24 protein-coding genes are annotated in these 25,900 nt (G+C 37.1%); 15 read left to right on the top strand and 9 right to left on the bottom strand.

The window, feature by feature from the left end; all coding sequences use genetic code 11:
- Positions 1–23: 23 nt before the first annotated feature.
- Positions 24–1,337, bottom strand: a complete 1,314-nt coding sequence (locus J2786_RS13025; protein WP_047434317.1) for a T9SS type A sorting domain-containing protein — start codon at positions 1,335–1,337, stop codon at positions 24–26.
- Between the two features lie 154 nt (positions 1,338–1,491).
- Between J2786_RS13025 and J2786_RS13020 the strand changes: the two genes are divergently transcribed.
- Both J2786_RS13020 and J2786_RS13015 read left to right on the top strand, forming a co-directional pair.
- On the top strand, positions 1,492–3,102 hold the full coding sequence (locus J2786_RS13020; protein ID WP_047434320.1) for a helix-turn-helix domain-containing protein: 1,611 nt from the start codon (positions 1,492–1,494) through the stop codon (positions 3,100–3,102).
- An 80-nt stretch (positions 3,103–3,182) separates the two neighbouring features.
- Positions 3,183–4,229, top strand: a complete 1,047-nt coding sequence (locus J2786_RS13015; RefSeq protein ID WP_226798680.1) for a tetratricopeptide repeat protein — start codon at positions 3,183–3,185, stop codon at positions 4,227–4,229.
- Positions 4,230–4,463: 234 nt separating this feature from the next.
- Here J2786_RS13015 and pafA read toward each other — a convergent pair whose 3' ends face one another.
- The gene (gene pafA / locus J2786_RS13010) at positions 4,464–6,110 is read right to left on the bottom strand and encodes an alkaline phosphatase PafA (protein WP_047434327.1); all 1,647 of its coding nucleotides are present in this window, start codon (positions 6,108–6,110) and stop codon (positions 4,464–4,466) included.
- Positions 6,111–6,205: 95 nt separating this feature from the next.
- Here pafA and J2786_RS13005 point away from each other — a divergent pair, with 95 nt between their 5' ends.
- The 6 genes from J2786_RS13005 (at position 6,206) to J2786_RS12980 (ending at position 9,751) form a co-directional block, all read left to right on the top strand.
- Positions 6,206–7,000, top strand: a complete 795-nt coding sequence (locus J2786_RS13005; protein ID WP_310025487.1) for a DUF6896 domain-containing protein — start codon at positions 6,206–6,208, stop codon at positions 6,998–7,000.
- 15 nt (positions 7,001–7,015) lie between these two features.
- Entirely contained in the window at positions 7,016–7,801 is a 786-nt protein-coding gene (locus tag J2786_RS13000; RefSeq protein ID WP_047434332.1) for a hypothetical protein, read from the top strand.
- 19 nt (positions 7,802–7,820) lie between these two features.
- Positions 7,821–8,213: a VOC family protein gene (locus tag J2786_RS12995; protein WP_310025484.1), complete on the top strand. Its 393-nt coding sequence runs from the start codon at positions 7,821–7,823 to the stop codon at positions 8,211–8,213.
- 17 nt (positions 8,214–8,230) lie between these two features.
- Complete coding sequence (locus J2786_RS12990) at positions 8,231–8,767, top strand: GNAT family N-acetyltransferase (protein ID WP_047434338.1); 537 nt, start codon at positions 8,231–8,233, stop codon at positions 8,765–8,767.
- 80 nt (positions 8,768–8,847) lie between these two features.
- Positions 8,848–9,084, top strand: coding sequence for a hypothetical protein (locus tag J2786_RS12985; protein WP_047435869.1), 237 nt, complete (start codon positions 8,848–8,850; stop codon positions 9,082–9,084).
- Between the two features lie 115 nt (positions 9,085–9,199).
- Entirely contained in the window at positions 9,200–9,751 is a 552-nt protein-coding gene (locus J2786_RS12980) for a putative glycolipid-binding domain-containing protein (RefSeq protein ID WP_052187118.1), read from the top strand.
- Between the two features lie 358 nt (positions 9,752–10,109).
- Here the strand turns inward: J2786_RS12980 and J2786_RS12975 are convergent, their stop codons facing one another.
- The gene (locus J2786_RS12975; protein WP_047434342.1) at positions 10,110–10,661 is read right to left on the bottom strand and encodes an REP-associated tyrosine transposase; all 552 of its coding nucleotides are present in this window, start codon (positions 10,659–10,661) and stop codon (positions 10,110–10,112) included.
- Between the two features lie 164 nt (positions 10,662–10,825).
- Between J2786_RS12975 and J2786_RS12970 the strand changes: the two genes are divergently transcribed.
- Complete coding sequence (locus J2786_RS12970; RefSeq protein WP_047434344.1) at positions 10,826–11,362, top strand: hypothetical protein; 537 nt, start codon at positions 10,826–10,828, stop codon at positions 11,360–11,362.
- 60 nt (positions 11,363–11,422) lie between these two features.
- Here the strand turns inward: J2786_RS12970 and J2786_RS12965 are convergent, their stop codons facing one another.
- The 3 genes from J2786_RS12965 to J2786_RS12955 all read right to left on the bottom strand — a co-directional run bounded on the left by J2786_RS12965 (position 11,423) and on the right by J2786_RS12955 (position 15,239).
- A complete protein-coding gene (locus J2786_RS12965; protein ID WP_034699354.1) occupies positions 11,423–12,349 on the bottom strand; it encodes a malate dehydrogenase in 927 nt (308 codons plus the stop codon).
- A gap of 118 nt (positions 12,350–12,467) precedes the next feature.
- Positions 12,468–13,019 carry a biliverdin-producing heme oxygenase gene (locus J2786_RS12960; protein ID WP_047434346.1) on the bottom strand — a complete coding sequence of 184 codons (552 nt, stop codon included), beginning with the start codon at positions 13,017–13,019 and terminating at the stop codon, positions 12,468–12,470.
- A 21-nt stretch (positions 13,020–13,040) separates the two neighbouring features.
- On the bottom strand, positions 13,041–15,239 hold the full coding sequence (locus J2786_RS12955; protein ID WP_047434349.1) for an ATP-binding protein: 2,199 nt from the start codon (positions 15,237–15,239) through the stop codon (positions 13,041–13,043).
- 381 nt (positions 15,240–15,620) lie between these two features.
- On the opposite strand from J2786_RS12955, the gene J2786_RS12950 reads away from it, so the two are divergent.
- The 6 genes from J2786_RS12950 (at position 15,621) to J2786_RS12925 (ending at position 22,828) form a co-directional block, all read left to right on the top strand.
- Positions 15,621–16,670, top strand: a complete 1,050-nt coding sequence (locus J2786_RS12950) for a linear amide C-N hydrolase (protein ID WP_047434352.1) — start codon at positions 15,621–15,623, stop codon at positions 16,668–16,670.
- A gap of 174 nt (positions 16,671–16,844) precedes the next feature.
- Positions 16,845–18,011, top strand: a complete 1,167-nt coding sequence (locus J2786_RS12945; RefSeq protein ID WP_047434354.1) for a porin — start codon at positions 16,845–16,847, stop codon at positions 18,009–18,011.
- Positions 18,012–18,031: 20 nt separating this feature from the next.
- The gene (locus J2786_RS12940; protein ID WP_047434356.1) at positions 18,032–19,462 is read left to right on the top strand and encodes an anion permease; all 1,431 of its coding nucleotides are present in this window, start codon (positions 18,032–18,034) and stop codon (positions 19,460–19,462) included.
- Positions 19,463–19,478: 16 nt separating this feature from the next.
- Positions 19,479–20,135, top strand: a complete 657-nt coding sequence (locus J2786_RS12935; RefSeq protein ID WP_047434359.1) for a succinate dehydrogenase cytochrome b subunit — start codon at positions 19,479–19,481, stop codon at positions 20,133–20,135.
- Positions 20,136–20,146: 11 nt separating this feature from the next.
- Positions 20,147–22,063, top strand: a complete 1,917-nt coding sequence (locus tag J2786_RS12930; protein ID WP_047434361.1) for a fumarate reductase/succinate dehydrogenase flavoprotein subunit — start codon at positions 20,147–20,149, stop codon at positions 22,061–22,063.
- A gap of 12 nt (positions 22,064–22,075) precedes the next feature.
- Positions 22,076–22,828, top strand: a complete 753-nt coding sequence (locus J2786_RS12925; RefSeq protein WP_047434364.1) for a succinate dehydrogenase/fumarate reductase iron-sulfur subunit — start codon at positions 22,076–22,078, stop codon at positions 22,826–22,828.
- Between the two features lie 84 nt (positions 22,829–22,912).
- Here the strand turns inward: J2786_RS12925 and J2786_RS12920 are convergent, their stop codons facing one another.
- The 3 genes from J2786_RS12920 to J2786_RS12910 all read right to left on the bottom strand — a co-directional run bounded on the left by J2786_RS12920 (position 22,913) and on the right by J2786_RS12910 (position 25,793).
- Positions 22,913–23,686 carry a cyclase family protein gene (locus J2786_RS12920; protein WP_047434366.1) on the bottom strand — a complete coding sequence of 258 codons (774 nt, stop codon included), beginning with the start codon at positions 23,684–23,686 and terminating at the stop codon, positions 22,913–22,915.
- 70 nt (positions 23,687–23,756) lie between these two features.
- Positions 23,757–24,719 (bottom strand): hypothetical protein, encoded by a 963-nt coding sequence (locus J2786_RS12915; RefSeq protein ID WP_047434368.1) that lies wholly within the window; start codon positions 24,717–24,719, stop codon positions 23,757–23,759.
- Positions 24,720–24,779: 60 nt separating this feature from the next.
- On the bottom strand, positions 24,780–25,793 hold the full coding sequence (locus tag J2786_RS12910; RefSeq protein WP_047434370.1) for a nucleoid-associated protein: 1,014 nt from the start codon (positions 25,791–25,793) through the stop codon (positions 24,780–24,782).
- Between the last annotated feature and the right edge of the window lie 107 nt (positions 25,794–25,900).

The following is a 25,900-nucleotide window of genomic DNA, read 5'->3' as shown; positions in this document are numbered from 1 at the left end:
CACTACTTTACTATTTATATATGTTACTTTTTAATAAATTTATAAGGCTCCTGTTGTACTCCCTTTACAGAATATTGTAAAATATAATCTCCTTTCAGCAGGGATGAAACATCAATCTGACCTTCTACAGTATTAAATGATTTCACCTTCTGTCCAACCATATTATAAATTTCTGCTTTCTCTATTTTTTCTTTTCCTTTAAAATATAGGATATCCGTCACAGGATTAGGATAGATCCCCATAGTATTTCTCTCTTTTACAGCATCATTCACCGATAAGAATTGAGAAGTATCCAGATAAAAAGCAATCATTTGACCTGAAGCATTCGTTCCTGACCCTGCAATTTTCTTTCCGTCCTGTGAGATGGCAAGAGGAAGTCCCATTGTTACTCCATTAGTGGCAATTCCTAAAGATGCGGCATAATCATTCAGATTAATTCTTCCGGCAGCAGAGGTCCAGATAAAGCCTTCGCCTGACATGGGAGGAGCTCCAAATGCTCTGTAATATCCGATCACTTTTTTTCCATCAGCAGAAATTCCTGTTGCTCCTCCTTTAAAGCTGAAAGAAGCATTTGGGTGCGTTATATAAGTAAGTCCGCTTACTGCATTCCATACATAGGGATTAGGATTTGCTGACCCTATTATTGTATTTCCATCTGCAGAAATTCCTCCTGCTTCCCCCACATTATTTCCATTATTATCTGTAATAAAACTTTCTACTCCATCCTGCCATTTTGCTCCGCTTCTCGTTCCGGTTGGCTCATCCTGCCAACCTACAATTACTGTTCCTGCAGCATTTATTGCATTGGCTCTTGAGCTGCGCCCTGGAACGATACTTCCCAGATCCACCATTCCGTTTACTTCATCCCATTTTACTGCATGCGCATTCGCTGCGGTGAGAAAACCAAGTCCAACAATAGTACTTCCATTGGTTGACATTCCCCAGGTAGAACTTACACTGCCATCCCATCCGGTAGGCACGAGCCCTCCTCTGTTTACCCATGTGGCTGTAGCTACATCATAAGTAGATATTTCATTGAATCCTGTTGCGGCATTGGTAACTGAAGACGAGATTTTGGCTCCGTCATTTGAAACAATCGTTCTGCCTGCAGCAGGATATCCGTTGGTTATAGAACCTATCTGTACAAGTCCTCCCGCGGCATTCCATTTATATATTCCTCCTGCACTTGTGTGCATGCTTACAACTCCATTATCCGATACTGCCCCTACGTTATAATTTCCCAAACCTATTACAGTAAGCTGCGCCTCTGCAAAACCAAATTTCAGGAAAAGACAAGCCGTCAATATTTTCATTGACATTCTGTAAAAATTTTTCATATTTTATTATATTTAGCGTTTCGAATTGGTGAAAACAATATTAATACAATATTCAACCTATCAAAAGAAATTGACTTTCATAATTCGTGAATTTTAAAAGAATTTAATTTCTAAAAATCTAACAACCAAACAGATACAAAACAACATTTTGAATATGGATTTTACCCGAATTATTCAAAAAAACACAAAAAACAAATTTTCAAGACAAAAATTATTTCAAACATTACTGTTTATTTTCATTTTCTGCTCCCTTATTACCAAAGGGCAGTCTGGTCCGGACTTCAATATGCTGGCAGATAAAGCATTTCTGAAATTGTATCAGAATCCCGACGAATGCATTAGTTATACCCAGGGAATTCTTGTGAGCGATCAAAATGCAGAACACAAAATTGTACTTCAGAATATTATTTCACAAGCTTTTGCCCTGAAGGGAGATTATGTACAGTCTGTCAATATTTTCGCTCAAAAAGAAGATGCCGGTCAGAAAAATGACCTTTCTTATTGTATGCAGATCTTCAGTGATTATAATCTTGCCGACCAGTACCAGAACCTGGGTTTGTACAATCAGTCAAAGAGAATTATTACCCATCTTTTATCAGATCAGAAACTTCTTAAAAGTAACGACTTAAGAATCACCACCGCAAAATTGTATCAGCTTCAGGCATTAAACTCCGGAATCAACAGAAACTATCCTGAAGCCTTACAAAACCTAGATAAAAGCAACCAATACCTTGGGAATCATAATGAAGAGAATAGAATTTTAAAAGTAGAAAACAGAATTTTCCGCGCTTTCTATTGGCTAAAGCAAAATAAACTCACTGAATATAAAACACTTATAGACAGTATTATTGCAAATCTTGAACAACAGAAAAACCAGCCATTTCTTTTAGGGTTGGCCTACGAAAACCTCTCCCAATATTATTTCCTGAAACAGGATTATGCAATAGCTATTAAAAAACTGGAAGCAGGGCTTCAATTGATAGAGAATCTTCCTTTTAATAATTTAAAAATTAAAATCTACGAATCCCTTTCCCGTAATTATTATGCCGTACACGATGATGCAAAATACCATCACTACAATAAACTTTGTAATGACTTAAAAACAAAAACAGATTCCAGTTCAAAAGAAGGAATACGATACCTTGTGAAGCTTGTTGAAACCAATCAAAACAAAAATATTGAATTTCAGAAACATCTGCTTCTACGATCTTCCTGGTCTTTAATCCTGCTTTTATCTTTGATAATTCTGAGTTTGCTTACTTATTTTTTACTCATCAGAAGTAAAAATAAAGACTTAAAAAAACAGTTTGATTTCTTTGAAAAACAGATCAGCCGAAAACCTCAATCCATTATTTCAAACAAAATAACTCCAGCAACAAAAGATTCCGGCACAACAAAAATATCCAGGGAAAAAGAAGATGAAATTCTCCAAAAGTTACAGGAATTTGAAAAATCCGACCGGTTTCTGAATAAAAACATGTCTTTGTCTCTGCTTTCGTCTCAAATGGAAATCAATACAAAATACCTTTCAGAAATTATTAATAATAAGGAAAAAAACTTCAACGGATATATCAACAAACTTAGAATCAATCATATTGTACAGTTACTGAGAAATGATGCTGCTTTTCTTAATTATAAAGTAAGTTATCTGGCAGAATATTCAGGATTCTCATCACACAGTGCATTCACTACTGTCTTCAAATCCGTTACCGGAATGTCTCCCAATGCCTATATTCAGGAAATCAGTAAAACCAAAGCCTTATGAAATTAATTTTTAAAATAATAGTGCTGCTGGTTGCCTTTTGTAATTGTATGAAGGCACAAAAGATACCTGATAGTGTTTTAATGAAAAAGGCTAAACTTGAAATTTATGACAATCCGGATAACACCATCAGGATCGGAGAACAGCTGCTGAAGAAATCTCAGGATATAAAAACTTCTATTAACCTTTATATGCTGCTTTCAACTGCCAATATTGCGAAAAGAAATTTTGAAGAGTCTTTACAATATATTTTAAAGGCAAAAGAACTTTCCCAGAAAACCAATGATCCCAGAAGCCAGGCAGGAGTTCTCATCTCCGTTGCTATTCAGTATCAGCAAATGGAACTTTTCAACAAATGCCTTGAAACACTGAATGAAGCAGAACAGCATATTGCAAAAATCCCTGAAAAAAATCCTGAGAAATACGTTGAAACGGCTGCAAGCTACGCTATAAGAGGAATGGTCTATAAAAGCCAGTCAAATTCGGAAATTGCTTTGGAAAAATTCCTGATTTCCATACGGAATTATGAAAAGGTTCCCGTGAAGAGAACCACCTATTCCAATATGAGTGTGGTGTATTATAATATTGGATATTGTTATCTAAACCTTAATCAAATTGATAATGCGCAGGAAGCTTTTCTGCAGGCTATCAACTATGCCCGGAAAAATTATGCGAAAAGTCTGGAAGCATTCGCTTTGAAAGGACTTGCTGAAATACATAAACAAAGACATGAAAATCAATCAGCAATAAGCCTTTTATTAAAAGCCGAAGACCTTTCTAAAAATACCGGAGATATTATTCTGAATGAAGGACTTTATAAAGAATTAGCTGAGAATTATCTTGCTGTGGGACAACAGAATCTTTATCAGCAGTTTAATAAAAAACACTTGGAAATGCGATTCAAAAGAAAGCAGAATGAACTGAAATCCATTAATCAGGTGATCGATAACCACAACAAGGAAACAGCATTGAAAAGTGAGAAACTGAGATCTGATGATCGGTACATTAAAATAGGTTCCGTTTTCCTGGGCTGTATTTTGATCGTTCTGCTTTTATATTCTATTGTAAAAATCAGGAAGGAAAATAAGAAGTTTCACAAAGAGATACAGCAAATGATAAGAACGTCATAAGCTATAAAAACAAAAAACACCCCAAATTGGGATGTTTTTTATACTGTAGCTGTTTAAACTTATCAAAAAAATTTGGCGAACCATTAAGGATTATTTAGGAAATAAAGTATAGTTAAGATAAATCATTCTGATTTTTAAGCTTAAAGCGAAGCTCATCTTAATACTCTCAACACCTTAATACAATCCTAATGTTTCAAAAAATAAACATTTAAACAGATTTGTTCTATAATTAATTTATTTACCAATAACTTCGGTAATCGGGTTACCTACATTTCCACTTGGAAACTGAATTTTCAATAAAGAAGAGACTGTAGGAGCAATATCCGTCATGTGATATTCTTTGTTGCTTTCTCCCTGTTTCACTCCCCAACCCATAAAGATCAACGGAATATGAGAATCGTAAGAATTCCACACGCTGTGCGTAGTTCCTGTTTTAGAATATGGAGGGAGCATAGAATCATGAGAAATTAACTGAATATCTCCACTTCTCTGTCTGTTGATTCCATTAATAATTCTTTGTTTAATTGGCTCCGGAATACTTGACTCCTGAACTTTGTCTACAGAAACAGCATATAAAACGGTAGGATCTTTTTCAATTTCTTTTACAGCAAAGCTTCTTACATCATCCAATTCAAGCTTGTTGTCTGCCAATACTTTTCTGTCGAAATAAACCTGATAATTATCAATGGCATTAACCAGTTTATCTGCCCCGAATTTTTCTTTCAGTTTCTGGTTCAGATTTTTTTCTGCATCTTCTCCGAAGAAACCAGTCGGGATTTTATGTTCTTTAAGGAATCCTACAGAATGTGCTCCACCATGGTCAGCAGAAAGGAAAACGGTATACTCTCCTTTTCCTACCTTTGAATCAAGATACTTGAAGAATTCTGCCAAATCCTGATCTAGTCTGATATAAACATCTTCCACTTCAATAGAATTCGGTCCGAATTTATGTCCTGCATAATCTGTAGATGCCAGGTTGATGGCTAAGAAGTCTGTGATAGTATCTCCACCCAGCTTTTCACCTTCTACAGAAGCTTCTGCCAACTTCAATGTCAGTGTATTTCCGAAAGGGGTGTAACGGATATTATCTTTTTTAGTCTGGTAGTCTTTTGCTAGATTACTGTAAGGGAAAGTAGGTGTTTTTGCACTTCCCAGCAAACCTTCCCAAGAAGAATTGTCCGGTGCGCTTTCTGTATATTCGTTGATTGGAAGTAAAGTATTCCAGCCATTGGCTACTAATTTTTCAGGAAGATTCTGAGAGTTGAATGATTTTACCCACTGAGGAAGATCATTCATATACCACGTACTGGTAATAAAATTCCCCGTACTGTCATCAAACCAGAACGCTCCGTTTGGAGTATGTCCCGCAGGAAGAATGGAAGCACGGTCTTTTAATGAAACACCGACTACTTTCCCCTGAAAGTTGGTTGCCAGTCTCAATTCGTCAGTTACTGTGGTAGACCAAAGGTTTTTTGGAGAATGGCTTCCCGTTTTTGTATTGGTAGTTCCTACCGGCTGAACGCTGTCATCCGCTGTACAGTAAACTCCTTTACCTGTTTCTTTATCCGTCCAGTCGTTTCCGGCAATTCCGTGAATGGCAGGTACAGATCCTGTATAGATACATGTATGTCCCAGCGCCGTAATGGTAGGAACATAAGGAATATGTACATTGTTTAAAGAATATCCTGTATTCAAAAGTCTTTTGAAACCATCATTTCCATATTTACCATAAAAACGGTATAAATAGTCCCAACGCATCTGGTCTACTACCAGACCAACGACTAATTTCGGTCTTTCCAGTTGGGTATTTCTGTTCTTCTGTGCATTGATTGTAACTACGGACAATAAAGTAGCTGCCGCAATTGAAATGTTCCTAAGCATCCAAGTAAATTTTTATTGATGACAAATTTAAGGGTTTTGAAAGTTTTGGAGTGTGAAATTTTATTTAATTTTGAACTAATCATTGATTTAATGCTTTGGAAAGAACTACTCATGTAATAACTGCTAAATCGATACAAGAGCTTCCTTGTATTGATTACCTCAGAAATATACCCCGTCAAAAAACAATTAGAATAGTTTTTGATCATCCTATCAATCATATCAGAGAGGATTATGGTGAACAGTTAAAGAAAAATCTTCCTCATTTTCAAATAGCTATTCATTCGATGGAGCCTAAAATTGAAGTAAAGAAACTTATTACAAAAGAAGAGATAATTGCCAACCAATTATTTTTTGTACAGTGTGCAAAAGACTACAGAACACTGGGAGAAAAATTGGTCTGTTTATTTTTTGAAAAGAAGAAAATAAAACTAAATAAAGATTTCCCTTTTCTTGCTTTTAATTATTTCAAAGGTCGAAGTAGAAGAACTCAGAGTGGAAAAGTAGGGAAATGGAGATATTTCCTTCATGGTTATCATTGTCATTTTCGCAATGTCATTACAAAACAGGAAATTGAAGTTCCTTTTATGTTTGGGATGGAGTTTGGGGATCTTGATCCTTATTTTTTTTCTCTTTATATTAAATCTACACCTGACTACCAACCTCTTCCCGTTACTATTGATGAAGATTTTGCGGATGGAAAAAGAATATTAGATGTGATGCTTCAACTGGATCTATTGGAACGAATTAATTCAAATCTTGAAACTCATTCCGGGCTTGCAATTAAAGACAGAGATAAGGTTGACATTAAAATATATAATCCTGATAAAGATTATGAAAAAATTGAATTCAAATCAAGATTATCAAGATTTATACAGTTTTTTAATTTCTAAATTATTTAAGAACCAATGATTTTAGGCGTATACTGGTATTTCAAATTTCCAAGTGATTTATATGACTTTCAGTTTTTCAAATTTTATCCCGGATATGGAGGACATGCTGATAATCCTGCTGAACTGACTGCCAGAATACAGGTAGCGGATATTGATGATTTCATCCATCAACTGGAAAAGCTAAAATCAGGCTTCAATAGAACATGTTTACACCTCAATATCGATGGGAATCAAATGATCATCACTATTGGCGACTATATGCTTTTTGATTTTCATTTTCAGTTTGCCCTGGAAGTTGAAGAACTTCTGATAAAGAAAAATGCTGTATTAGTGGATTTCAGTATTCCTTTTACCATTCAATCCACCAAAAATTTCCCTCCGGAAAGAGAAGAATTCAAAAATATAGAATATCGTTTCATTCAGATGGTGGGTTCTGACTTCAGAAAAAGCAATGCAGAGAATTATGCCGCCCGAATTGATTGTAATCTGCCATTACAATACAAACATAGCCTTATTGATGACTTAGCACAGATATGTAGAGAAGAAAATCTCCATGTATTTTACTATAATGATTTTGATTTTAAAGATCATTGTAACCTGATGCTCTTTTTTACCAATGGCAGACAGAGAAAAGATTCTTTTCAAAAGGTTGACATCAATTCTTTCGGGAGTAAAGTAAGACAACTTACCCAGAAATATCCTCTTCATTTCGGTCATTTCGGCAGCTTTAAAGAATACCCTTTACATGGACCCCATGCAGTGTTGATAGCAGATGAGGAATATATTTTAAACCAAAAATAAAACCATTTAATTCAATCATATGATCAAATTCAAGTATGTCATTCTGTATGTAGAAGATGTAGAACAGTCTATGAACTTTTATAAAAAAACCTTTGACTCTGAAATAAAATTCATCACTCCGGAAAAAGATTATGGTGAACTGCTGACGGGAGAAACAAATCTGTCATTCGCCTCTGTGAGCCTGGCAAATTCCAATATTAAAAAAGGATTTATAACGGCAAAAACTGAAGACCAACCTTTCGGAATGGAACTTGGGTTTACAACAAATGATGTAGAGTCCTTGGTAGAAAAAGCAATTCAAAACGGTGCTGTCCTTTATGAAGATATTGCTATAAAACCATGGGGACAAAAAACGGCTTACATCAAAGATCCTAACAATTATCTGGTAGAAATCTGTACCGAAATTCAATAAAATAAAAATATACAAGGGTGGAAATAAAAAAATTACAAAAACTAACCTATAATCCGAGCCTGGATTGGGGACATAACGGGTATACAACGGACATAAGATATGTGGTTACCTCTATTGAATTCGGAGGTTCTTTTGAGTTTATTTTAAAAGAAAAATCATTGCCTTATACCAAAGTCTGGGAAACAACTTCAGAAGATCTTGAAGAACTGAATAGCATCATTGAACAGGGAAATTCTTTCGGTGCCTATTTGGACGGAGAAATCGCAGGCTGGATCATCTGCGAACAAAGAACATGGAACAACAGTTTTTATATTGAAAACATCCTGATCAACGAAAAATACAGAAGACAGGGAATTGGAATAATGCTGATTAAAAGTGCCATTAAAGAAGCCAGGAAATTAAACTGCAGAGTTATTGAACTGGAAGCACAGAACACCAATTATCCTGCAATACAATTTTACAGAAGAATGGGATTCAATATTACCGGACTGAATACAAGATTGTATGAAAATGCAGAGGAAATCGCTATTTTTATGACCCTGGATATAGAGTAATTTTTGACCATTCATTAAAACACTTGCCGGTGTATTAATAATTTTATACATTAGTAATCAACAAATTAAAAATGATTACTATGAAAAATTTAAAAAAATTAAAGAGAAATCAGCTTGTGTTGATCAATGGTGGAGACACTCCCTATGCATTGTGTGATATGGATGGCAATTGCCCACCCACGATAGGTTCATACTATTGCAGTGGTGGTACCTGCTACAGAGTTTCAGACGGTGGCGGTGGTGTTGACCCTGGATGTCCTGAACCTATGCGCCTGTGCCAGGAATGGGAAACAGGATGCGGATGTGTTTATATGTAAAAAATATTTGTTAGATAAAATTTTGTTGAGGGCGGTTTTTACCGCTCTTTTTTTTGTAATCAGCCCAGGCATTCATTAACTTGCATCTCTTAATAATACACCAAAGAATATCATTATGAGAACATTGATCTGGCGGGGAATTCACTACCAGTCCCTTGAGTATTTTAATCTCAGTACAAAAGAGGAAAGCTATAGAGCAGAATCAAGAATCATCGGTTGTTATGAAGATAACATCTATACTTTAGATTATAGGATTCTCGTTGATAAAGACTGGATCGTTAAGGATTTTCTGATCGAAACTGAAATCAATAGGGTTAAAAGAACTTTCTCGGGAAAAAGAAACCAGAACCAATGGGAAATCAATGGTGTTGTAAATTCTGAATTTAATAATTTTAAGTTCATAGACATTTCTCTTACTCCGTTTACCAATACTCTTCCCATCAATAATTTAAAACTTTCAGAGAATGATTCTCAGAAAATTGATGTTATTTATATAGACGTGCTAAACCATCATATCAGACCTGTTCAACAGCAATATACCAGAACAGCCGTTAATAAATACCTGTATGAAAATATCGAAACTATTTTTAAAGCTGAAATCTCGGTGGATGAGAGTGGATTAGTCTCCACCTATCCTGAATTGTTTGAAAAGATTAAAGAACTCTGAAAAAATACAATAATCAGCATGACCATTAATGAGATTAAAATTGCTGCCCATATTTTCAAGGCAAACAATACTCAGGAACTATCTGATAAAGTACAGGAACTCAAAGATAATAGCCTTTCTTTTAGGGTGCACTGCATTTGTACGAAGTGATAGCAACTGTTTATTTTATGATTTTTCGTTTCAGCGCGGCCTTCGGCCGCGCTGAAACCTTTCCATACTCTTCTATCATTTACAGGATGTATTGAAAACAGCCCGATTGGAGTATAAGCTTTCTTTCCATCATCAGTAAAAATTTTTGTAGTAGGAAAACCAATGAAACAAATTAACGCTGGCGCGAGCGTTCCGCTCGTGTCCACAATCATAAATTAACATCTATTTCAAGGATCTCATTATAATCATCACAATAATTCCTGGCACTACTATATTTCCATTCCCAAGGCTCCATGACAAAACCTGCCTCTACTGGGTTTTGATGAACATAATTTAGTTTTTGCTCAAATACTTTTAGCGACCATATTTGTATAGGTTTATTATTTTGTTGCCAAAACTGATACTTTTTTATATTGGAATTTTGGCTTCCTGCTTTTTTGAACATCCAAAGTAACCATTCTTTTCTGCTTTCCTGATTATTTTCTTCGATAGCTTGTAGTAATTTTTTAGCTGTAAAACTTTTAAAATCTCTGATCAATTCGGAAGGTAAGCCATTCTCCGACCTAAAAATCAAGTGTACATGACTAGGCATGATACAATACCCAAAAATCATCATTCCTTTGTTTGTTCTGCAATACTTCAATGCCTCAATAAGAATATCAAAATATTCCATTCTTGTAAAGATATCTATCCAGAATACTGTAGCAAAGCTTATAAAATAAGCGCCTTCTTTTTCATGAAATTTGTGTTTTCTGCTCATATTATAAAAATAATAAAAAACTCATTATTTTTTTATAAGAGTTAAATTATAGTACGGGACACGAGCGGGACGCTCGCGCCAGCAGAGAAATTGATTAGTATGGTTTCCCGTAATTAGTAATGACATTGGTTTTTTAGTTTTGAAGTATTATAAAATGAATAATTATGAACTTAAAACCCTTAGTATTTTTAACCGTTTTTACACTAATTTCCTTAAGCTGTAACAATAGCAAAAAGGAATTAAATTCAAATCCAATATCAGAACCCATTGATAGTATTGCGATAAAACCAGTAGGAAAAGAAGATAAAATAACAGAAAGTTCTAAATCCACAAAAACAAATTATGAAAATAAAAAAGTAAAAAAAATTGATAGTAAAAAAGAAGAAAGAACTGATGGTAATTTCAACCAAATGACTCTTTTTGAAGTCAACAAAGATATTAGTTTAGACCAATTAAAAGATTACTGTTCTAGTGTAAAACCTAATTATACTAATGGTTATTTTCAAATTTTAGTTTTTTTCAAAAATGCTGATGCAGCAAGATTTCCTGCTAACCCTGTTACAGGAAGTTATACGGAAGAAAGAGATTTAAAGAATATAAAAGCCATTTACACTATTAATAATATAAATGGATATAGTAAACTAGACTATTATGAGAAAAATAATTGGGAAAGTATTGCTCAAACAACCGACATAGATTGAAGAGCAATAAATAAAAAACCGCGCCAAAGGACGCGGTTTTCTTATATAAAATCCAGTAAATTAGAATTTAAGATCTCCATTCACTTCTCTTACTGCGTTAGCAGCTTCAGCGAATTTCAATTGCTCTTCAGCAGTCAAAGTTACGTTTACAATTGATTCAACTCCGTTTGCTCCAATGATAGCCGGAACACCTAGGCAGATATCATTTTGTCCGTATTCACCTTCAAGCATTAAAGAACAAGGGATCATTTTCTTCTGGTCACATGCAATTGCCTGAACCATTACAGAAACTGCTGCACCCGGAGCATACCAAGCTGAAGTTCCTAATAATTTCGTAAGTGTAGCTCCTCCTACTTTAGTTTCTTCGATGACATATTTTTGTTGCTCATCACTTAAGAATTCAGTTACAGGAACACCATTTCTTGTCGCTTTGCTCAATAATGGAAGCATCCCTGTATCACTGTGAGCAGCGATTACCATTCCGTCTACATCAGAAATAGGAGCTTCTAAAGCTTCAGCCAATCTGTATTTGAATCTTGCAGAGTCTAATGCACCACCCATTCCGATGATTTTATGCTTAGGAAGACCTGAAGTTTTATGAACAAGGTAAGCCATAGTATCCATTGGGTTAGAAACCACGATGATGATTACTTCTGGAGAATGTTTTACTAAGTTTTCAGTAACTTCTTTCACGATACCAGCATTGATACCGATCAATTCTTCTCTCGTCATTCCTGGTTTTCTAGGAATCCCAGAAGTGATTACTGCTACATGAGAACCTGCAGTTTTGCTGTAATCTCCTGTTGTACCCGTAATTTTCGTATCAAATCCGTTAAGAGATGCTGTCTGCATCAAATCCATTGCTTTCCCTTCAGCAAACCCTTCTTTAATGTCTACCAAAACTACTTCTGAACAGAAGTTCTTCATTGCGATGTATTCTGCACAGCTTGCTCCTACAGCGCCTGCACCTACTACAGTTACTTTCATATTGTTACTTTTTAAAAATTATTTTTTGTTAGTTAAGTTTAAATTTGAAACTCCCCAAATTTAACAATTCCTGAAAAATTGAGCAATTTTTCAGGAATTTAATTAGAATTAAAATAAATTAGTTGACGTTCAGTAAAAACGTATATAGTTTTTTCGCCCCCGAAAGCACTTCATTATAGTTTTCTTCACCGACTTCTGTATCCAGAACTTCCTTGAAATTTTTCCACATCGGCCCTGTATTCTCCTGATAGCATCCGAAAAAGTTGAAGGTAACCTCATCAAAGCCCTCCGTTTTAGAAAGTTGTTTTGCAATAACATTTCCACCCAGGGTAGAACCTTCAATCACGTACATCGCTCCAAGGGCTTCATGTTCATTATTGAACTCTAGAGGATGGGAAACTTCCTGATTTTCCAGGGAAAGGCTTTTAAGGTCTTTTTCAATAAGGGAAAGCTTTTTTCTTTGATCAAGCTGAAGTTTTTCTGCATACTTATCTGAAAGGCTGCTGAATATTTTGTCTTCACTGTGAAGAAGCATCAGGTAATTGGTATGAATGATTTTTTTATAATCTTCTAAAGTGAAAGTTTTGTTGAAAATCTTTTCAGAATTAAAAAATTTTTCTGCCGCATCGTGATAATCTGCTGTATTCTGTTTAAGGTATTCTGATACCATACATTACGTTTTAAAAGTTTCTCAAATATAAGGCTTTTTGAACGTTAAAATAAAGGAAGTCCCTTCACTGTTACTTTCAAAATCCACATCTCCCCCCAATCTTTTCATGATACGGTGTACAATAGACAGCCCTACTCCGTTTCCTTTAAACTTCTTGGCATTATCCATCCTGTTAAAGATTTTAAACATCTTATGCTTTTCCTCAGCAGGAATACCAATACCATTGTCTGAAATCCGGTAAATAATGGTCTGCCCGTCATCCGATCCTTCAATTTCCACTTTTGGAAGATCTTTATGGGAAGAATATTTAACCGCATTGTTGATGATATTCAAAAACACCTGATGAAGCATGGTTTTATCAGCCAGTACATCCGGACATTCTTTAATGATAACCTCACTGTTTGGACTGCCATAGGTCATCTTGGCATTTTCGGAAATTTTCTCAATCGTATGAGCTGTTTTCAGACTTTCAAGTTGGATTTCACTATGCTTGGCGCGGCTCAGCTGCAATACATCATGCATCATTTCAGCCATATTGTCAATTTCCTCAATAATTGAATTGATCTTGGTTTTGCTTTTATGAGAATCATCCGCAAGATTTCCCAGAAGCATCTGAGCATTCAGTTTCATTACCGTAAGAGGTGTTCCCAGATCATGTGAGATTGTGTAAGAAAAGCTGTCAAGCTCTTCATTCACTTTTTTGAGCTCATCATTAAGTCTTTTAATTGCATTGTAATTTTTGTGGGAAGTTTCTAAGATCAAATCCCTTACAGCCTGTACTGCACTTACATTTCTGGAATTCCATCTTTTAGAATGTCCTTTAATATTTTCTGTAAAAACATGGAATGAAGTTCTTGGTGATATCATTTGCCTTTCCTCCCCATTCTGAGAAAATACACTTACTTTTTTTTCAGGATTTCCTGCCCAGTTAATATGCTCGTCAAACTCTTTTCTGAACCAGATCAGCATTTCATTTTTATCCCTTTCAACAAAATAAATTGCAATTCCTGCTGCATTTTCAGTCAGTTCAAGTTCTTTACCATGATCTTTAAGGAAATTGCGACTCACATAAATATGATCATCAGTATTACTAAGAGCCCATTCTGCAATTCTTCCTATACTTTCAAGATCAGGAGTGCTGCCGTCTGTTACTATATTTTCATCCGAAACAATGGCAAGTCCGTCTGCTTCTGGTAGCTTTCTGATCTCTGTTTTACATTCGATAAGAGAATCAAACAGATTATGATGTTTTAAAAATTCCGTTTTCAGCTGAGACATTCTCTCATTCAGTTCCAAACGGAAATTCAGTTCGCTTTTAGATTTAAAAGATGAATAGGCATTAGCAGCAAGCGTTGTAAAAATTCCGGCCTGCACCCTGTCTTCAAGATCGATATGCTTGGGTTCTACATTCTGGCAGGTTACCAATCCCCAGAGATGGTCATCAATAATAATGGAAACACTAAAGCTGGAAGCTACTCCCGAATTTTTAAGATACTGTCCGTGAATAGGAGACATCCCTCTGGATGCTGAAAAAGTGAGATCAATATTTTCTGCTTTTTTGCTTAAAACAGGAACTGTATCAGCGTATACATTACTGAAAATTCTTTTCCTTTTTTTAAGATAAAGCTCCCTTGCCTGTTTTGGAATATCAGATTCCGGATAATGAAGACCCAGAAAGCTCTCCATATTTTCATTTTTCTTTTCTGCAATTACTTTCCCGGAACCGTCCATCATAAATTTATAAACCATCATCCGGTCATAGTTCACGACTTTTAACAAGGTCTCCAGAAGATGATTCCAGAGCTCCTTTTCATTATCGATGATGTAAAAGTTATCATATTTATTGGAAATTCTTTTATCAGGATTGATCAAAACTTCTTCAAATTCAAGAAAAATATAATCTTCACTCCTGTAGACAGAGAAGTGATATTCTTTTTCGTTGATAAAAATTTTGTCAAAATAGGTTTCGTTTTTACGTCTGGTAAACCTTTCCAGGGAAGTATATATTTCTGAGCTGATAATGTTCTGAAAGTTTTCCGGAAAGTCTGTGATATATCTGTCGAAAAGTTCTTCCGGGCTTTCGATTTTAAATAGATCCGCAATATTCCTGCTAAAAAAAGTAATGGTGTGGGATTCTGCATCAATGCCAATCAAATAGCCAAAACTCTGAATAGAACCCGGAATATGGATAGGTTCCTCATGGCATTCTATAAAATTCATATATCTTTTCAGTCTATCTATCAAATATAGCGTTTTTTCGCATAGCTTTCTACTTTGTGGTATGTAATTTTAAAGCACTTTCCATCAAGTATTTACGAGGGTTATCGAACAAAAAAGAGAATGAAAAATGGATTGAAAAATTCTTTGTTTTTTCCCTCTTTTAATGTCATTTATCTAAAATATACAGAAAAAATTTCAATAATCAAAGTATTCATTCTTTAACTATGATTCATAACAGGGATTACATATTATTAATCCTAATAATTGTTTTATTAAAACAAATTTCGCTAAATTTATATCACCAAATAATGAATATGATGAAAATTCATTGAATTATTCACAACAAATTCAATATAAAATTTAAATTCAAATAATACTATTATGAAAAAGTTCCCATTAATTTTATTTTCTCTGGTTCTCTCTGTAGGATTATGGAATCCTTCAGAAGCCTGTACAAGGGTAGTTTACAAAGGTCCCCAGAATACCGTTATTACAGCCCGTTCTATGGACTGGCGTGACGAAATCCCTGCCAACTTATGGGTTCTCCCGAAAGGAATAGACCGCAACGGACAGGTAGGCTCCAAATCTGTAAAATGGACCGCCAAGTATGGCAGTCTTATCAGCTCTTCATGGGATATTGCTTCAGCAGACGGAATGAATGAGAAAGGACTGGTAGCCAATCTGCTTTGGCTGGGAGAATCTCAATATCCAAAATTCGATGGAAAAGGAAGTAAAAAGGGAATTGCCATTTCATTATGGGCACAATATTATCTTGATAATTTCGCTACCGTAAAAGAAGCCGTAGAATTTTCACGCAAAGAACCTTTTGTTATCGTGAGTGACTATATTCCGGGAACAGAAAGATTTACAACCGTCCATCTTTCTATTTCCGATGCTTCCGGAGACAATGCTGTATTTGAATATATTGACGGAAAACTGGTTATTCACCACGATCCTTCTTATACGGTAATGACCAACTCTCCCGTTTTTGAGGAACAGCTGGCTCTTAACAATTACTGGAAAGGAATTCCGGGAACGGTTATGCTTCCGGGAACCAACCGTGCTGCAGACCGCTTTGTCAGAGCTTCTTACTATATCAATGCAATCCCTCAGACTGCAGATACCCGTACCGCAGTAGCCAGTGTTTTCAGCGTCATCAGAAACTGCTCTGTTCCTTACGGAATCACCTCTGCAACAGAACCTAATATATCTTCTACAAGATGGCGTTCTGTTTCGGATCAGAAAAACCTGGTGTATTATTTTGAAACGGTTTTCACGCCCAACACTTTCTGGGTAGATCTTAAAGATTTTGATCTAAGTTCTAAAGGAAAAGTAATGAAGCTTGACCTTAGTAACAACCGTACCTATAACGGAAAGTCCAATGCAGAATTTAAAGAATCTGCACCGTTCACATTCTTAGGATTAAAATAGAAATTTCACTACAAACATGCTTATACTTAGTAATACAACACGCCTGAGTATGCCCCCATTATGATTGAATGGATAACCAATTTCTTCTCCGGAGAAGAATCAAAATAAAGATTTAGCAGGATGGGTAAGCAGTTGTGGTAAAATAAAGTTCACAATAAAAAAACAAACATAGATATGGCCTTTTTTTCGATTAAAAAGAAAAGCCTGATCCTGTGCATGCTGGCCTCTGGGTTATCAGCTTATGCGCAAAATCAGGATTCTCTGAAGACCACCTCTCCTCCACAGGAAGAAAACAATGTAAAATACCCACAGCTACAGATCAAAGGCCTTTTTCAGGCGCGTTATCTTGTAGGAATGAGTAAAGACGTTGATGTAAACGGGGTTCATCACACCGATGGCTCCGGAACGGATAATAATTTCATGCTCAAATACATGAGAGTTCAGGTACGGGCGCAGATCAGCAAACGTACTGAAGTGGTGGTGTTAGCCAACCTTGCAGATTTTAAAAACGACCCCAAAAGCAGAGTTCTTGAAAATGCATACCTGAAATATACTTTCAATCCCAAATTAGCGATTACTGTAGGACAGTTCAGACCGTGGTTTGGTATTGAAGAGACTTACCCTATTGACATTATTAAATCTTTAGACTGGTCTAATCAGTATACCGAATTTGGCAAGCTGGGGTGGACAAGTTTCCAGATCGGAATGTCTGCTACAGGGCAGCTTCAGCTTGGAGAAATTCCTTTCCAATATGCTGTTTCCGTGGTGAACGGAAATGGAAAAAACCAGATCAACGATAATGATAATGGAAAGCAGTACTCTACCCGTCTTGTTTTCGGATTATCAAAAAAATATCACTTCAATGTAGGTCTGAATGGAGGTACCGGAGAAGTTTTCAGTAAAAAAGTATATGCTCTGGGGATAGATCTAAGTTCATTGATTGAGTTTGATCCGAAATGGAGTCTTGATATGCAGCTGGAAGCCAAGCAGGCAACCAACCACGTTCTGTACAATTCTATTGCTCCTGAACTGAGACCCGATAATCCTGACCAGTATCTGATTCGTGGTGCATATTTTCTTCCGAATCTGAGATATGAGATCAACCATAAAAACCTCAGTGCCTTCGAATTATCCTGCCGTTACGAATATCTTGATACCAATTTCAGAATGGCTTCCAACCCAAGACAGACGATCACTCCAATGTTCGGCCTGGAATTCCTGAAAAATTACGGCGCAAGAATTCAGCTGGGAGTACAGTTTGACCGCTACAAACATCAGGTAGAAAACACATCACAATACAATAACAATCTATTCATTGTCCAGGTACAAAGTAGGTTTTAAACGATTAAATAGTTAGTATCATGAAAGAAATAAATATCAGAAACGTAGCCATCACATTTGTTGTTGCGTTAATCATATGGTTCATTCCTGCTCCGGAAGGTGTTGCAGAGAATGCCTGGCATCTGTTCGCTATCTTTGCGGCAACCATTTTAGGAATTATTCTTAAAGCAGCTCCTATGGGTACAATGTGTATGATGGCCATTGGTTTTACAGCCCTTACACAGGTAGTTGCTCCCGGGGATGCCGGAAAATCAATTACCAAAGCGCTTTCCGGTTTTGGAGATAAAGTAATCTGGCTGATCGGGATTTCATTCTTTATTGCCAGAGGATTTATCAAAACAGGATTAGGAAACCGTATTGCCTTTTTATTCATCAGAGTTTTTGGGAAAAGTTCATTAGGACTTGCTTACGGACTAGGACTTGCCGATGTTTGTCTTGCTCCTGCCATTCCAAGTAATACCGCAAGAGGTGGTGGGATTATCTACCCGATCATGAAATCTATGGCCATCAGTTTTGATTCCGTTCCTGAGAAACCGGAAACCCATAGAAAATTAGGATCATTCCTGACTTTGAACAGTTACTACATGAACCTCATCGCTTCTTCTATGTTCCTTACCGGGACAGCCAGTAACCCGATGTGTCAGAAGTTTGCTGCCAACCTTGGTATTGACATTACATGGATGTCATGGGCCGCAGCAGGTTTTATTCCCGGTGCAGTAGCTTTCTTTGTCGTTCCATTGGTATTGTACAAATTATATCCGCCTGAATTGAAAAAAACAGGGGATGCTCCGAAAATGGCCGCTGAGAAATTAAAAGAAATGGGCCCTATTTCAAGAAACGAATGGCTGATGCTGCTGGCATTTTTCATTCTGCTGGCCCTTTGGATATTCGGTGGAGCGCTTTCTATTGATGCTACAACAACAGCTTTCATTGGCTTAACCTTATTGCTGTTAACCTCAGTATTAACCTGGGAAGATGTAAAAGGTGAAAAAGGAGCATGGGACACTATCGTTTGGTTTGCTGTACTGGTAATGATGGCGAGTTCTTTAAACGAATTGGGCTTTATTGGATGGTTCAGTAACCTGATCAAAGTACAAATTGGAGGTCTGAGCTGGCAGGTAGCTTTCCCGGTAATTATTGTTGTCTATTTCTTCAGTCACTATATTTTTGCCAGTGCTACCGCCCACGTAGCGGCTATGTATGCAGCCTTGCTGGGTGTAGGGGTTTCTTTGGGAATTCCACCTATGTTATTGGCGATGATGCTTGGTTTCATGGGTTCAATTTATGGGGTACTTACCCATTACGGACACGGTCCGGCTCCTGTATTTTTCGGAAGTGGATATGTAGACCTGAAAGCATGGTGGCTCAGAGGTCTTGAAATAGGAATCGTTCTATTGATCATTTACATGGTTGTAGGAGGATTGTGGATGAAAGTCTTAGGATATTATTAATCAATACATCAAAAATATGTTATCAACACTGTCAAGAAAAATGCTGATGTGCCTTACAGGACTCTTTTTGGGATTCTTCCTGTTGATTCATTTCCTTGGAAATCTTCAGCTTTTTCTTCCACAAGAACAGGCACACCTTCAGTTTAATGCGTACTCGCATTTTTTATCAGGAAATATCATTATCAAAATAGTTTCTTACGTTTTGTATGCCAGTATCATTCTGCATGCTGTAGACGGACTGATGATCACTTTAAAAAATAAAAAGTCAGGAGGTGGTTACCAAACCGACAGACGTGGAAGAGCCAGCAAATGGGCTTCCCGGAATATGGGAATCCTCGGAACATTAATTTTGATTTTCCTGGTGATCCATTTCCAGAACTTCTGGTATATCTACAAATTCGGAAATCCTCCTTTGGATGAGAACGGAAATAAAGATCTATACATTCTGGTAGTGAATGTCTTTAAAGAATGGTGGTACGTTATCATTTATGTTGTATCAATGATCGCTTTATGCTATCACCTGATTCACGGAATACATAGTGCTGTAAGAACCCTGGGTCTCTATCATCCCAAGTTTGTACAGTGGTTCAAAACCATCGGAATTGCTTATTCAATCATTATCTGTGTAGGTTTTGCTTTGATGCCCATCTATGTATACTTTACTTACCAATAAACAGAACGGTCATGATTTTAGATTCAAAAATACCACAAGGCCCATTGGAACATAAATGGGAAAATTATAAAAAGAAAGCAAGACTCGTTAATCCTGCCAACCGTAAAAAACTGGACGTGATTGTTGTAGGAACAGGACTGGCTGGAAGCTCAATTGCAGCTTCTTTGGGAGAAATGGGCTATAATGTCAAATCATTCTGTTTTCAGGACAGCCCGAGAAGAGCACACTCTGTAGCAGCTCAGGGTGGTGTAAATGCTGCCAAAAACTATAAAAACGATGGCGACAGTGTTTACAGAATGTTTGTAGACACTTTGAAAGGAGGAGACTTCAGAGCCCGGGAAGCCAATGTATACAGAATGGCCGAATGTTCTCTGAACCTCATCGACCAGGCAGTGGCTCAGGGTGTACCTTTCGGTCGTGAATATGGCGGATATCTGAATAACCGTTCATTTGGAGGCGTTCAGGTGAGCCGTACTTTTTATGCCAGAGGACAAACGGGACAGCAGCTGCTTCTGGGAGCATATCAGGCTTTGATGAGACAGGTTGGCAAAGGTTCTGTACAATTATTTTCAAGACATGAAATGCTGGATCTGGTCACTGTTGACGGTAAAGCCAGAGGAATTATCGTAAGGAATTTAGACACTGGAGATATTGAAAGACATGCAGCTCACGCTGTAATATTGGCAACAGGAGGTTACGGAAAGATTTATTACCTGTCTACCCTTGCCATGGGATGTAATGGTTCCGCAATCTGGAGAGCTCATAAAAAAGGAGCTTTAATGGCTTCCCCAAGCTGGATTCAGGTGCACCCTACTTCCTTGCCGCAATCCGGAGATTATCAGTCTAAACTGACCTTAATGTCCGAATCATTACGTAACGACGGGCGTATCTGGGTTCCGTTAAAGGAAGGCGAAAACAGACCACCAAATGATATTCCTGAAAATGAAAGGGATTATTATCTTGAAAGAAGATATCCGGCTTTCGGAAATCTTGCCCCTAGAGATATTTCTTCCCGTGCCGCCAAGGAGAGAATTGATGCCGGTTTCGGAATCGGACCTTTGAAAAATGCCGTCTATCTTGATTTTTCAAAAGCAATACAGGAACAGGGAAAAGATAAAATCAAGGAAAAATATGGAAACTTATTCGATATGTATCTTAAAATCACAGGATATGATGCATATAAAGAACCTATGATGATCTCCCCTTCTGCCCACTTCTCCATGGGCGGACTTTGGGTAGATTATGAACTGATGACTACTGTTCCGGGATTGTTTGCTTTAGGCGAAGCTAATTTTGCAGATCACGGAGCCAACAGACTGGGAGCAAATTCCCTTCTCCAGGCTTCCGTGGATGGATATTTCATTGCTCCCTACACGATTGCCAATTACCTGGCAGATGAAATCCATACCGGGAAAATTTCACCGGATACGCCGGAATTTGAACAGGCAGAAAAAGCAGTTAGAGACCAGATTACTGATTTCATCAATATCAAGGGAACAAAAACCGTTGATTATTTCCATAAGACATTAGGAAAACTTCTCTATGACTATTGCGGGCTGGCCAGAAATGAAGAAGGACTGAAATACGCTATTCAGGAAATCAGAAAGCTGAAACAGAAATTCTACAAAGACGTAAGAGTTTCCGGGCAGGGAGATCAAATGAATACCGAACTGGAAAAGGCAGGCCGTGTGGCTGATTATTTCGAAATCGGAGAACTGATGTGCTACGATGCATTAACCCGTAACGAATCCTGTGGAGCGCATTTCCGTGAAGAATTCCAGACTCCGGACGGAGAAGCCATGAGAAACGATACGGAATACCAATTTATTTCTGCCTGGGCTTGGAAGGGAGAAAATGGGGAACCTGAACTGATTAAGGAACCTTTGATTTTTGAAGAAATTCAGCCAACGGTAAGAAGTTACAAATAAAAACAGAAAATTATGGATTTACATCTTAAGATATGGAGACAGAAAGACAGAAAAAGTGAAGGAAAACTGGTGGGTTATGACCTGAAAGGATTGAATTCCCATATGTCTTTCCTGGAAATGCTGGATACCTTAAATGAAAAACTGATCATTGAAGGAGATGAGCCGGTAGAATTTGATCACGACTGCCGTGAAGGAATCTGTGGACAATGTGGCATGATGATTAACGGTATAGCCCATGGCCCTTTGAAAAATACAACCACCTGCCAGCTTCACTTAAGGTCTTTTAAAGATGGGGAAACGATTCTGATAGAACCCTTCCGTGCTGAGGCTTTTCCGGTCAAAAAAGATTTAAAAGTAGACCGGTCAGCCTTTGACAGAATTATATCTTCAGGAGGTTTTGTATCGGTGAATACAGGCCAGGCTCCTGATGCCACAGCCATTCCGGTGACCCATCAGACGGCTGAGGAAGCTTTTGATTCTGCTGCGTGTATCGGATGTGGAGCTTGTGTTGCTACCTGTAAAAACGGAAGTGCAGCTTTATTTACCTCTGCAAAGATCACCCATATGGCACTCCTTCCTCAGGGGAAAGAAGAACGAAGCAAAAGAGTGCTGGATATGGTGGCTCAAATGGATACGGAATTATTCGGGCACTGCTCCAATACGGAGGCCTGTGAAGTGGAATGTCCACAAGGTATTTCCGTTCTGAATATTGCCAGAATGAATTTTGAGTATAACAGAGCTTTGTTTTTCAGGAAGAAAAATTAATCTGAGAGACAATAAACAAAAAGGCGAATTTGAATATTTCCAAATTCGCCTTTTTTATTTTTCAGAGGTGAAAAATTCACATTCCTATGCATCCATTATTGCAACCACTCTCGCCGGAGCTGCAGAACCACCAACAATTTTCAATGGAAAAACACAGATTTTAAATCCGGAGGGAGGCAATGCACTTAGATTCGTAAGCTGTTCGATGTGTAAATATTCTTTTTCGATACCTACACGATGGCCTTCCCAGAAGAATTCAGGATCATTGAGTTCTTTGGCTTTCTGAGCCATATACTTCAGGGGAAGATCCCAGCCCCACTGGTCGATTCCCATTACTTTTACGCCCTGGTCAATCAGCCACTCTGTAGCTTCTTTACTCATTCCCGTTCCTTTTTCTACGAAATCCGGAGTTCCCATCATTTTATCGCGATCCGTTCTAATGAGTACAATATTTCCCTCCTGAATCGTAATTCTGTTTTTATCGAGATCTTTTTTCAAATCCTCTATGGTGATGGCAACAAAATCTTCTTTATGGGTACAATTGATCACAATTCCGTCTCCATAGCACCATTCCAACGGAATCTGGTCTATCGTTTTAGCGGGCTTCCCTTCCACTACAGGTCCATAATGCCAGGGAGCATCAATGTGAGTTGTCGCATGAAGTCCCATATTTTTGATGGTATCATCTGCCCAGCCTATCCAGTTTTTAGGAAAAAGCCTTGATGGAAGTCTTAGCGCCAGACGAATCAGCCAATGTGATTTTCTATGTGCTTTATGTTTAATTTTCACCCGCATGAACCAAGGGTCTCCTGCATTGTACTGAATGGGTTTTGTTAAATCGACAAGTGTTGTTTTCATATGATCTGGTAAGTGGACAAAGATAGCGAATAAGGCAAAAGAGCAAAAGGTGAATTAATATTTTTCCTTCCTAGACTCCTTTGGGAATCATGATCTTCTTCGGATCGTTTTCATCATACATGATCTCAATCGTTCCCTGTTTAGGAAGGGAAGAGAGCTTCAAAAGGCTGACAATTTTCTTGTAAACCGCAATGTGTTCAGTTCCTCTGAAATCTTTAAAACTTACCTGAAACATGATTTGCGGCTGGTCATTCACGGTAAGACCTGTCTGGCTTACACTGATAATATGGGCTTCTGCATTTCTTCCCGAAAAAAGAATACGTTCTTCTTTTTTATTTTTAAAATACTTACTGAAAATGAGCTGAAAAACCAATACATAAATAATCGTCATCACTCCACTGAAAATAATCGGGTGCATGAAGGTCATAAATCTCCACCCAAAATCAAAGGACTCTCTCCAATAGAAATAAGAGTATAAACCAATTACATAAGCTATCAGTAATATAAGAAACACACTTCTTAAAATCATTCCGGATGTGTTAAAACCTACTTTCTGATCACTTAAAATAAAGTAAGGTTCCTGGGATACTTTGGGGTTCAGCAATACTTTCACCTTGTTTCCGACATCAAATCTTTTTTCCTGTGGTTTGGAGTCATGAAACATCATTTCATGCTCTATCAGGGTATTGCTCAGATTGGGAAATGAAAGAACGATCTGAATAACATTCATATGGGTTTCCGGAATATATTTGAGGAGTTTATAATCAATGATTTTAGCTTCCCTTGGAACTCCGTTTCTTACAATAGACTGAATGGTATTCTTCTCTTTAAACGTTTTAACGAAAAGCTTATTGATAAAGAAGATCATCACATATCCCCATATCAACAAAGAAAAACCGAGATATCCATAGCTCACAGCTAATGAATTTCTCGGTTCTGTTGCCAGTTCTTCCGTCATCATATAAATGAAAATCGGAAAAGGAACGCAGAAAAAAAAGAGAAAAGCGCCCCAGAAAATGATCATAAATTTCATAACTGTTATTTTGTAATCAGGAATAAAGTTATGACATTATTATGGAACGTAAATTTCTTTTTATACTTCTTTTTCGAAATACAATCTATAATATTTTCCTTTATCATCTTCACCCATTTCAATTTTCTGTCGGTCTCCGTGGATATAAATGTGGAAGTTTTTATCTAGCTTAATAATACTTTTAAAATGTCTTTGGGTCTTTTTTACCGCTGCTTCACTGATCGGGAATTCTTCAGCAATATTCACCTGCATGTCCTGTTCGTAGTCTGTTTTAAAGTTTACAAAACTTTCAATCACATGCTCGTCGCCCAATACTTCACTGGCAAATTCATCCAGCTTAAATTCTTCTTTTTCTTTGAAGAAATTGATAGACTTATTCAGGAAATCGGCCTGATCTGCTTTGGAAACTTCAAACTCCTGAGGAAGCTGTTTGGTAATATAATCCTTATACACCATCAGAGCTTCCTGCGTGTGGAAATATTCATCATCACGCTGTTTCACTTTCAGGAAATCTTCGAACCAGTAATACATATCCCCGTTTTTGTTGTTGTCTACTACGGAAAGTACATATCCTGTTTCTTTATTGTTGTTGTAGATTAAAGCGGCTTTATCAATTTTAGATAACCCGATTCCCTGATCTTTTTCAATATCAAATGTTTCTTCTCCAGGATTAATTTTCAGGAAAGATTCTCTCTTCTCTGTTTTAAAGATCCCGATTTTATCCACTTTATCAGGACGGTCGCTCTCATCCTCAAAAAGTACGATGAAAAGTTCACCACTCTGAACTCTTGGATTTTCTGCTGCTTCAAAAAGGTGTTTCGCAATGTTCTCAGATTCCCAGATAAATTTTGCTTTATCATCAAAAATTTCAGATACCGCACTGTAAACCGGATTATTGACCAGGTAAGTATCACTGTAAAAATGGAAGGTTTCTTCCGATTTAAAAGAACCTAAAAAGTAGTCTTCAAGCATTTCTGCCATTCCTTCTTCCAGCTTCAATTCCTCCTGGGAAAGTGTCAGCGAATCTCCGTTGATCTTATTTCCAACTCTGTGTACTATTATTTTTGAAAACATTTTTCTGAATATTTGGACTGCAAAGATATTCATTCTTATCCTTATTGCGAAACTTAAAAAATGTCATTTTATACTACATTATTGTGACCACCCTCTGTCATTCTGAA

Origin of the sequence: Chryseobacterium vietnamense (assembly GCF_031454475.1) — a bacterium.
GTDB lineage: Bacteria > Bacteroidota > Bacteroidia > Flavobacteriales > Weeksellaceae > Chryseobacterium > Chryseobacterium vietnamense.
This window is presented reverse-complemented; position numbering and strand designations above follow the sequence as displayed.

Coding starts and splice junctions, on each gene's coding strand:
- J2786_RS12985 (WP_047435869.1), top strand. CDS start 8,848: ATGAAAAATTTAAAAAAATTAAAGAGAAATCAGCTTGTGTTGATCAAT.
- J2786_RS12940 (WP_047434356.1), top strand. CDS start 18,032: ATGAAAGAAATAAATATCAGAAACGTAGCCATCACATTTGTTGTTGCG.
- J2786_RS12980 (WP_052187118.1), top strand. CDS start 9,200: ATGAGAACATTGATCTGGCGGGGAATTCACTACCAGTCCCTTGAGTAT.
- J2786_RS13000 (WP_047434332.1), top strand. CDS start 7,016: ATGATTTTAGGCGTATACTGGTATTTCAAATTTCCAAGTGATTTATAT.
- J2786_RS13020 (WP_047434320.1), top strand. CDS start 1,492: ATGGATTTTACCCGAATTATTCAAAAAAACACAAAAAACAAATTTTCA.
- J2786_RS12935 (WP_047434359.1), top strand. CDS start 19,479: ATGTTATCAACACTGTCAAGAAAAATGCTGATGTGCCTTACAGGACTC.
- pafA (WP_047434327.1), bottom strand. CDS start 6,110: ATGCTTAGGAACATTTCAATTGCGGCAGCTACTTTATTGTCCGTAGTT.
- J2786_RS12945 (WP_047434354.1), top strand. CDS start 16,845: ATGGCCTTTTTTTCGATTAAAAAGAAAAGCCTGATCCTGTGCATGCTG.
- J2786_RS12965 (WP_034699354.1), bottom strand. CDS start 12,349: ATGAAAGTAACTGTAGTAGGTGCAGGCGCTGTAGGAGCAAGCTGTGCA.
- J2786_RS12930 (WP_047434361.1), top strand. CDS start 20,147: ATGATTTTAGATTCAAAAATACCACAAGGCCCATTGGAACATAAATGG.
- J2786_RS13015 (WP_226798680.1), top strand. CDS start 3,183: ATGAAAAAGGCTAAACTTGAAATTTATGACAATCCGGATAACACCATC.
- J2786_RS12960 (WP_047434346.1), bottom strand. CDS start 13,019: ATGGTATCAGAATACCTTAAACAGAATACAGCAGATTATCACGATGCG.
- J2786_RS12975 (WP_047434342.1), bottom strand. CDS start 10,661: ATGAGCAGAAAACACAAATTTCATGAAAAAGAAGGCGCTTATTTTATA.
- J2786_RS12955 (WP_047434349.1), bottom strand. CDS start 15,239: ATGAATTTTATAGAATGCCATGAGGAACCTATCCATATTCCGGGTTCT.
- J2786_RS12920 (WP_047434366.1), bottom strand. CDS start 23,686: ATGAAAACAACACTTGTCGATTTAACAAAACCCATTCAGTACAATGCA.
- J2786_RS12910 (WP_047434370.1), bottom strand. CDS start 25,793: ATGTTTTCAAAAATAATAGTACACAGAGTTGGAAATAAGATCAACGGA.
- J2786_RS12925 (WP_047434364.1), top strand. CDS start 22,076: ATGGATTTACATCTTAAGATATGGAGACAGAAAGACAGAAAAAGTGAA.
- J2786_RS13025 (WP_047434317.1), bottom strand. CDS start 1,337: ATGAAAAATTTTTACAGAATGTCAATGAAAATATTGACGGCTTGTCTT.
- J2786_RS12950 (WP_047434352.1), top strand. CDS start 15,621: ATGAAAAAGTTCCCATTAATTTTATTTTCTCTGGTTCTCTCTGTAGGA.
- J2786_RS12915 (WP_047434368.1), bottom strand. CDS start 24,719: ATGAAATTTATGATCATTTTCTGGGGCGCTTTTCTCTTTTTTTTCTGC.
- J2786_RS12970 (WP_047434344.1), top strand. CDS start 10,826: ATGAACTTAAAACCCTTAGTATTTTTAACCGTTTTTACACTAATTTCC.
- J2786_RS12995 (WP_310025484.1), top strand. CDS start 7,821: ATGATCAAATTCAAGTATGTCATTCTGTATGTAGAAGATGTAGAACAG.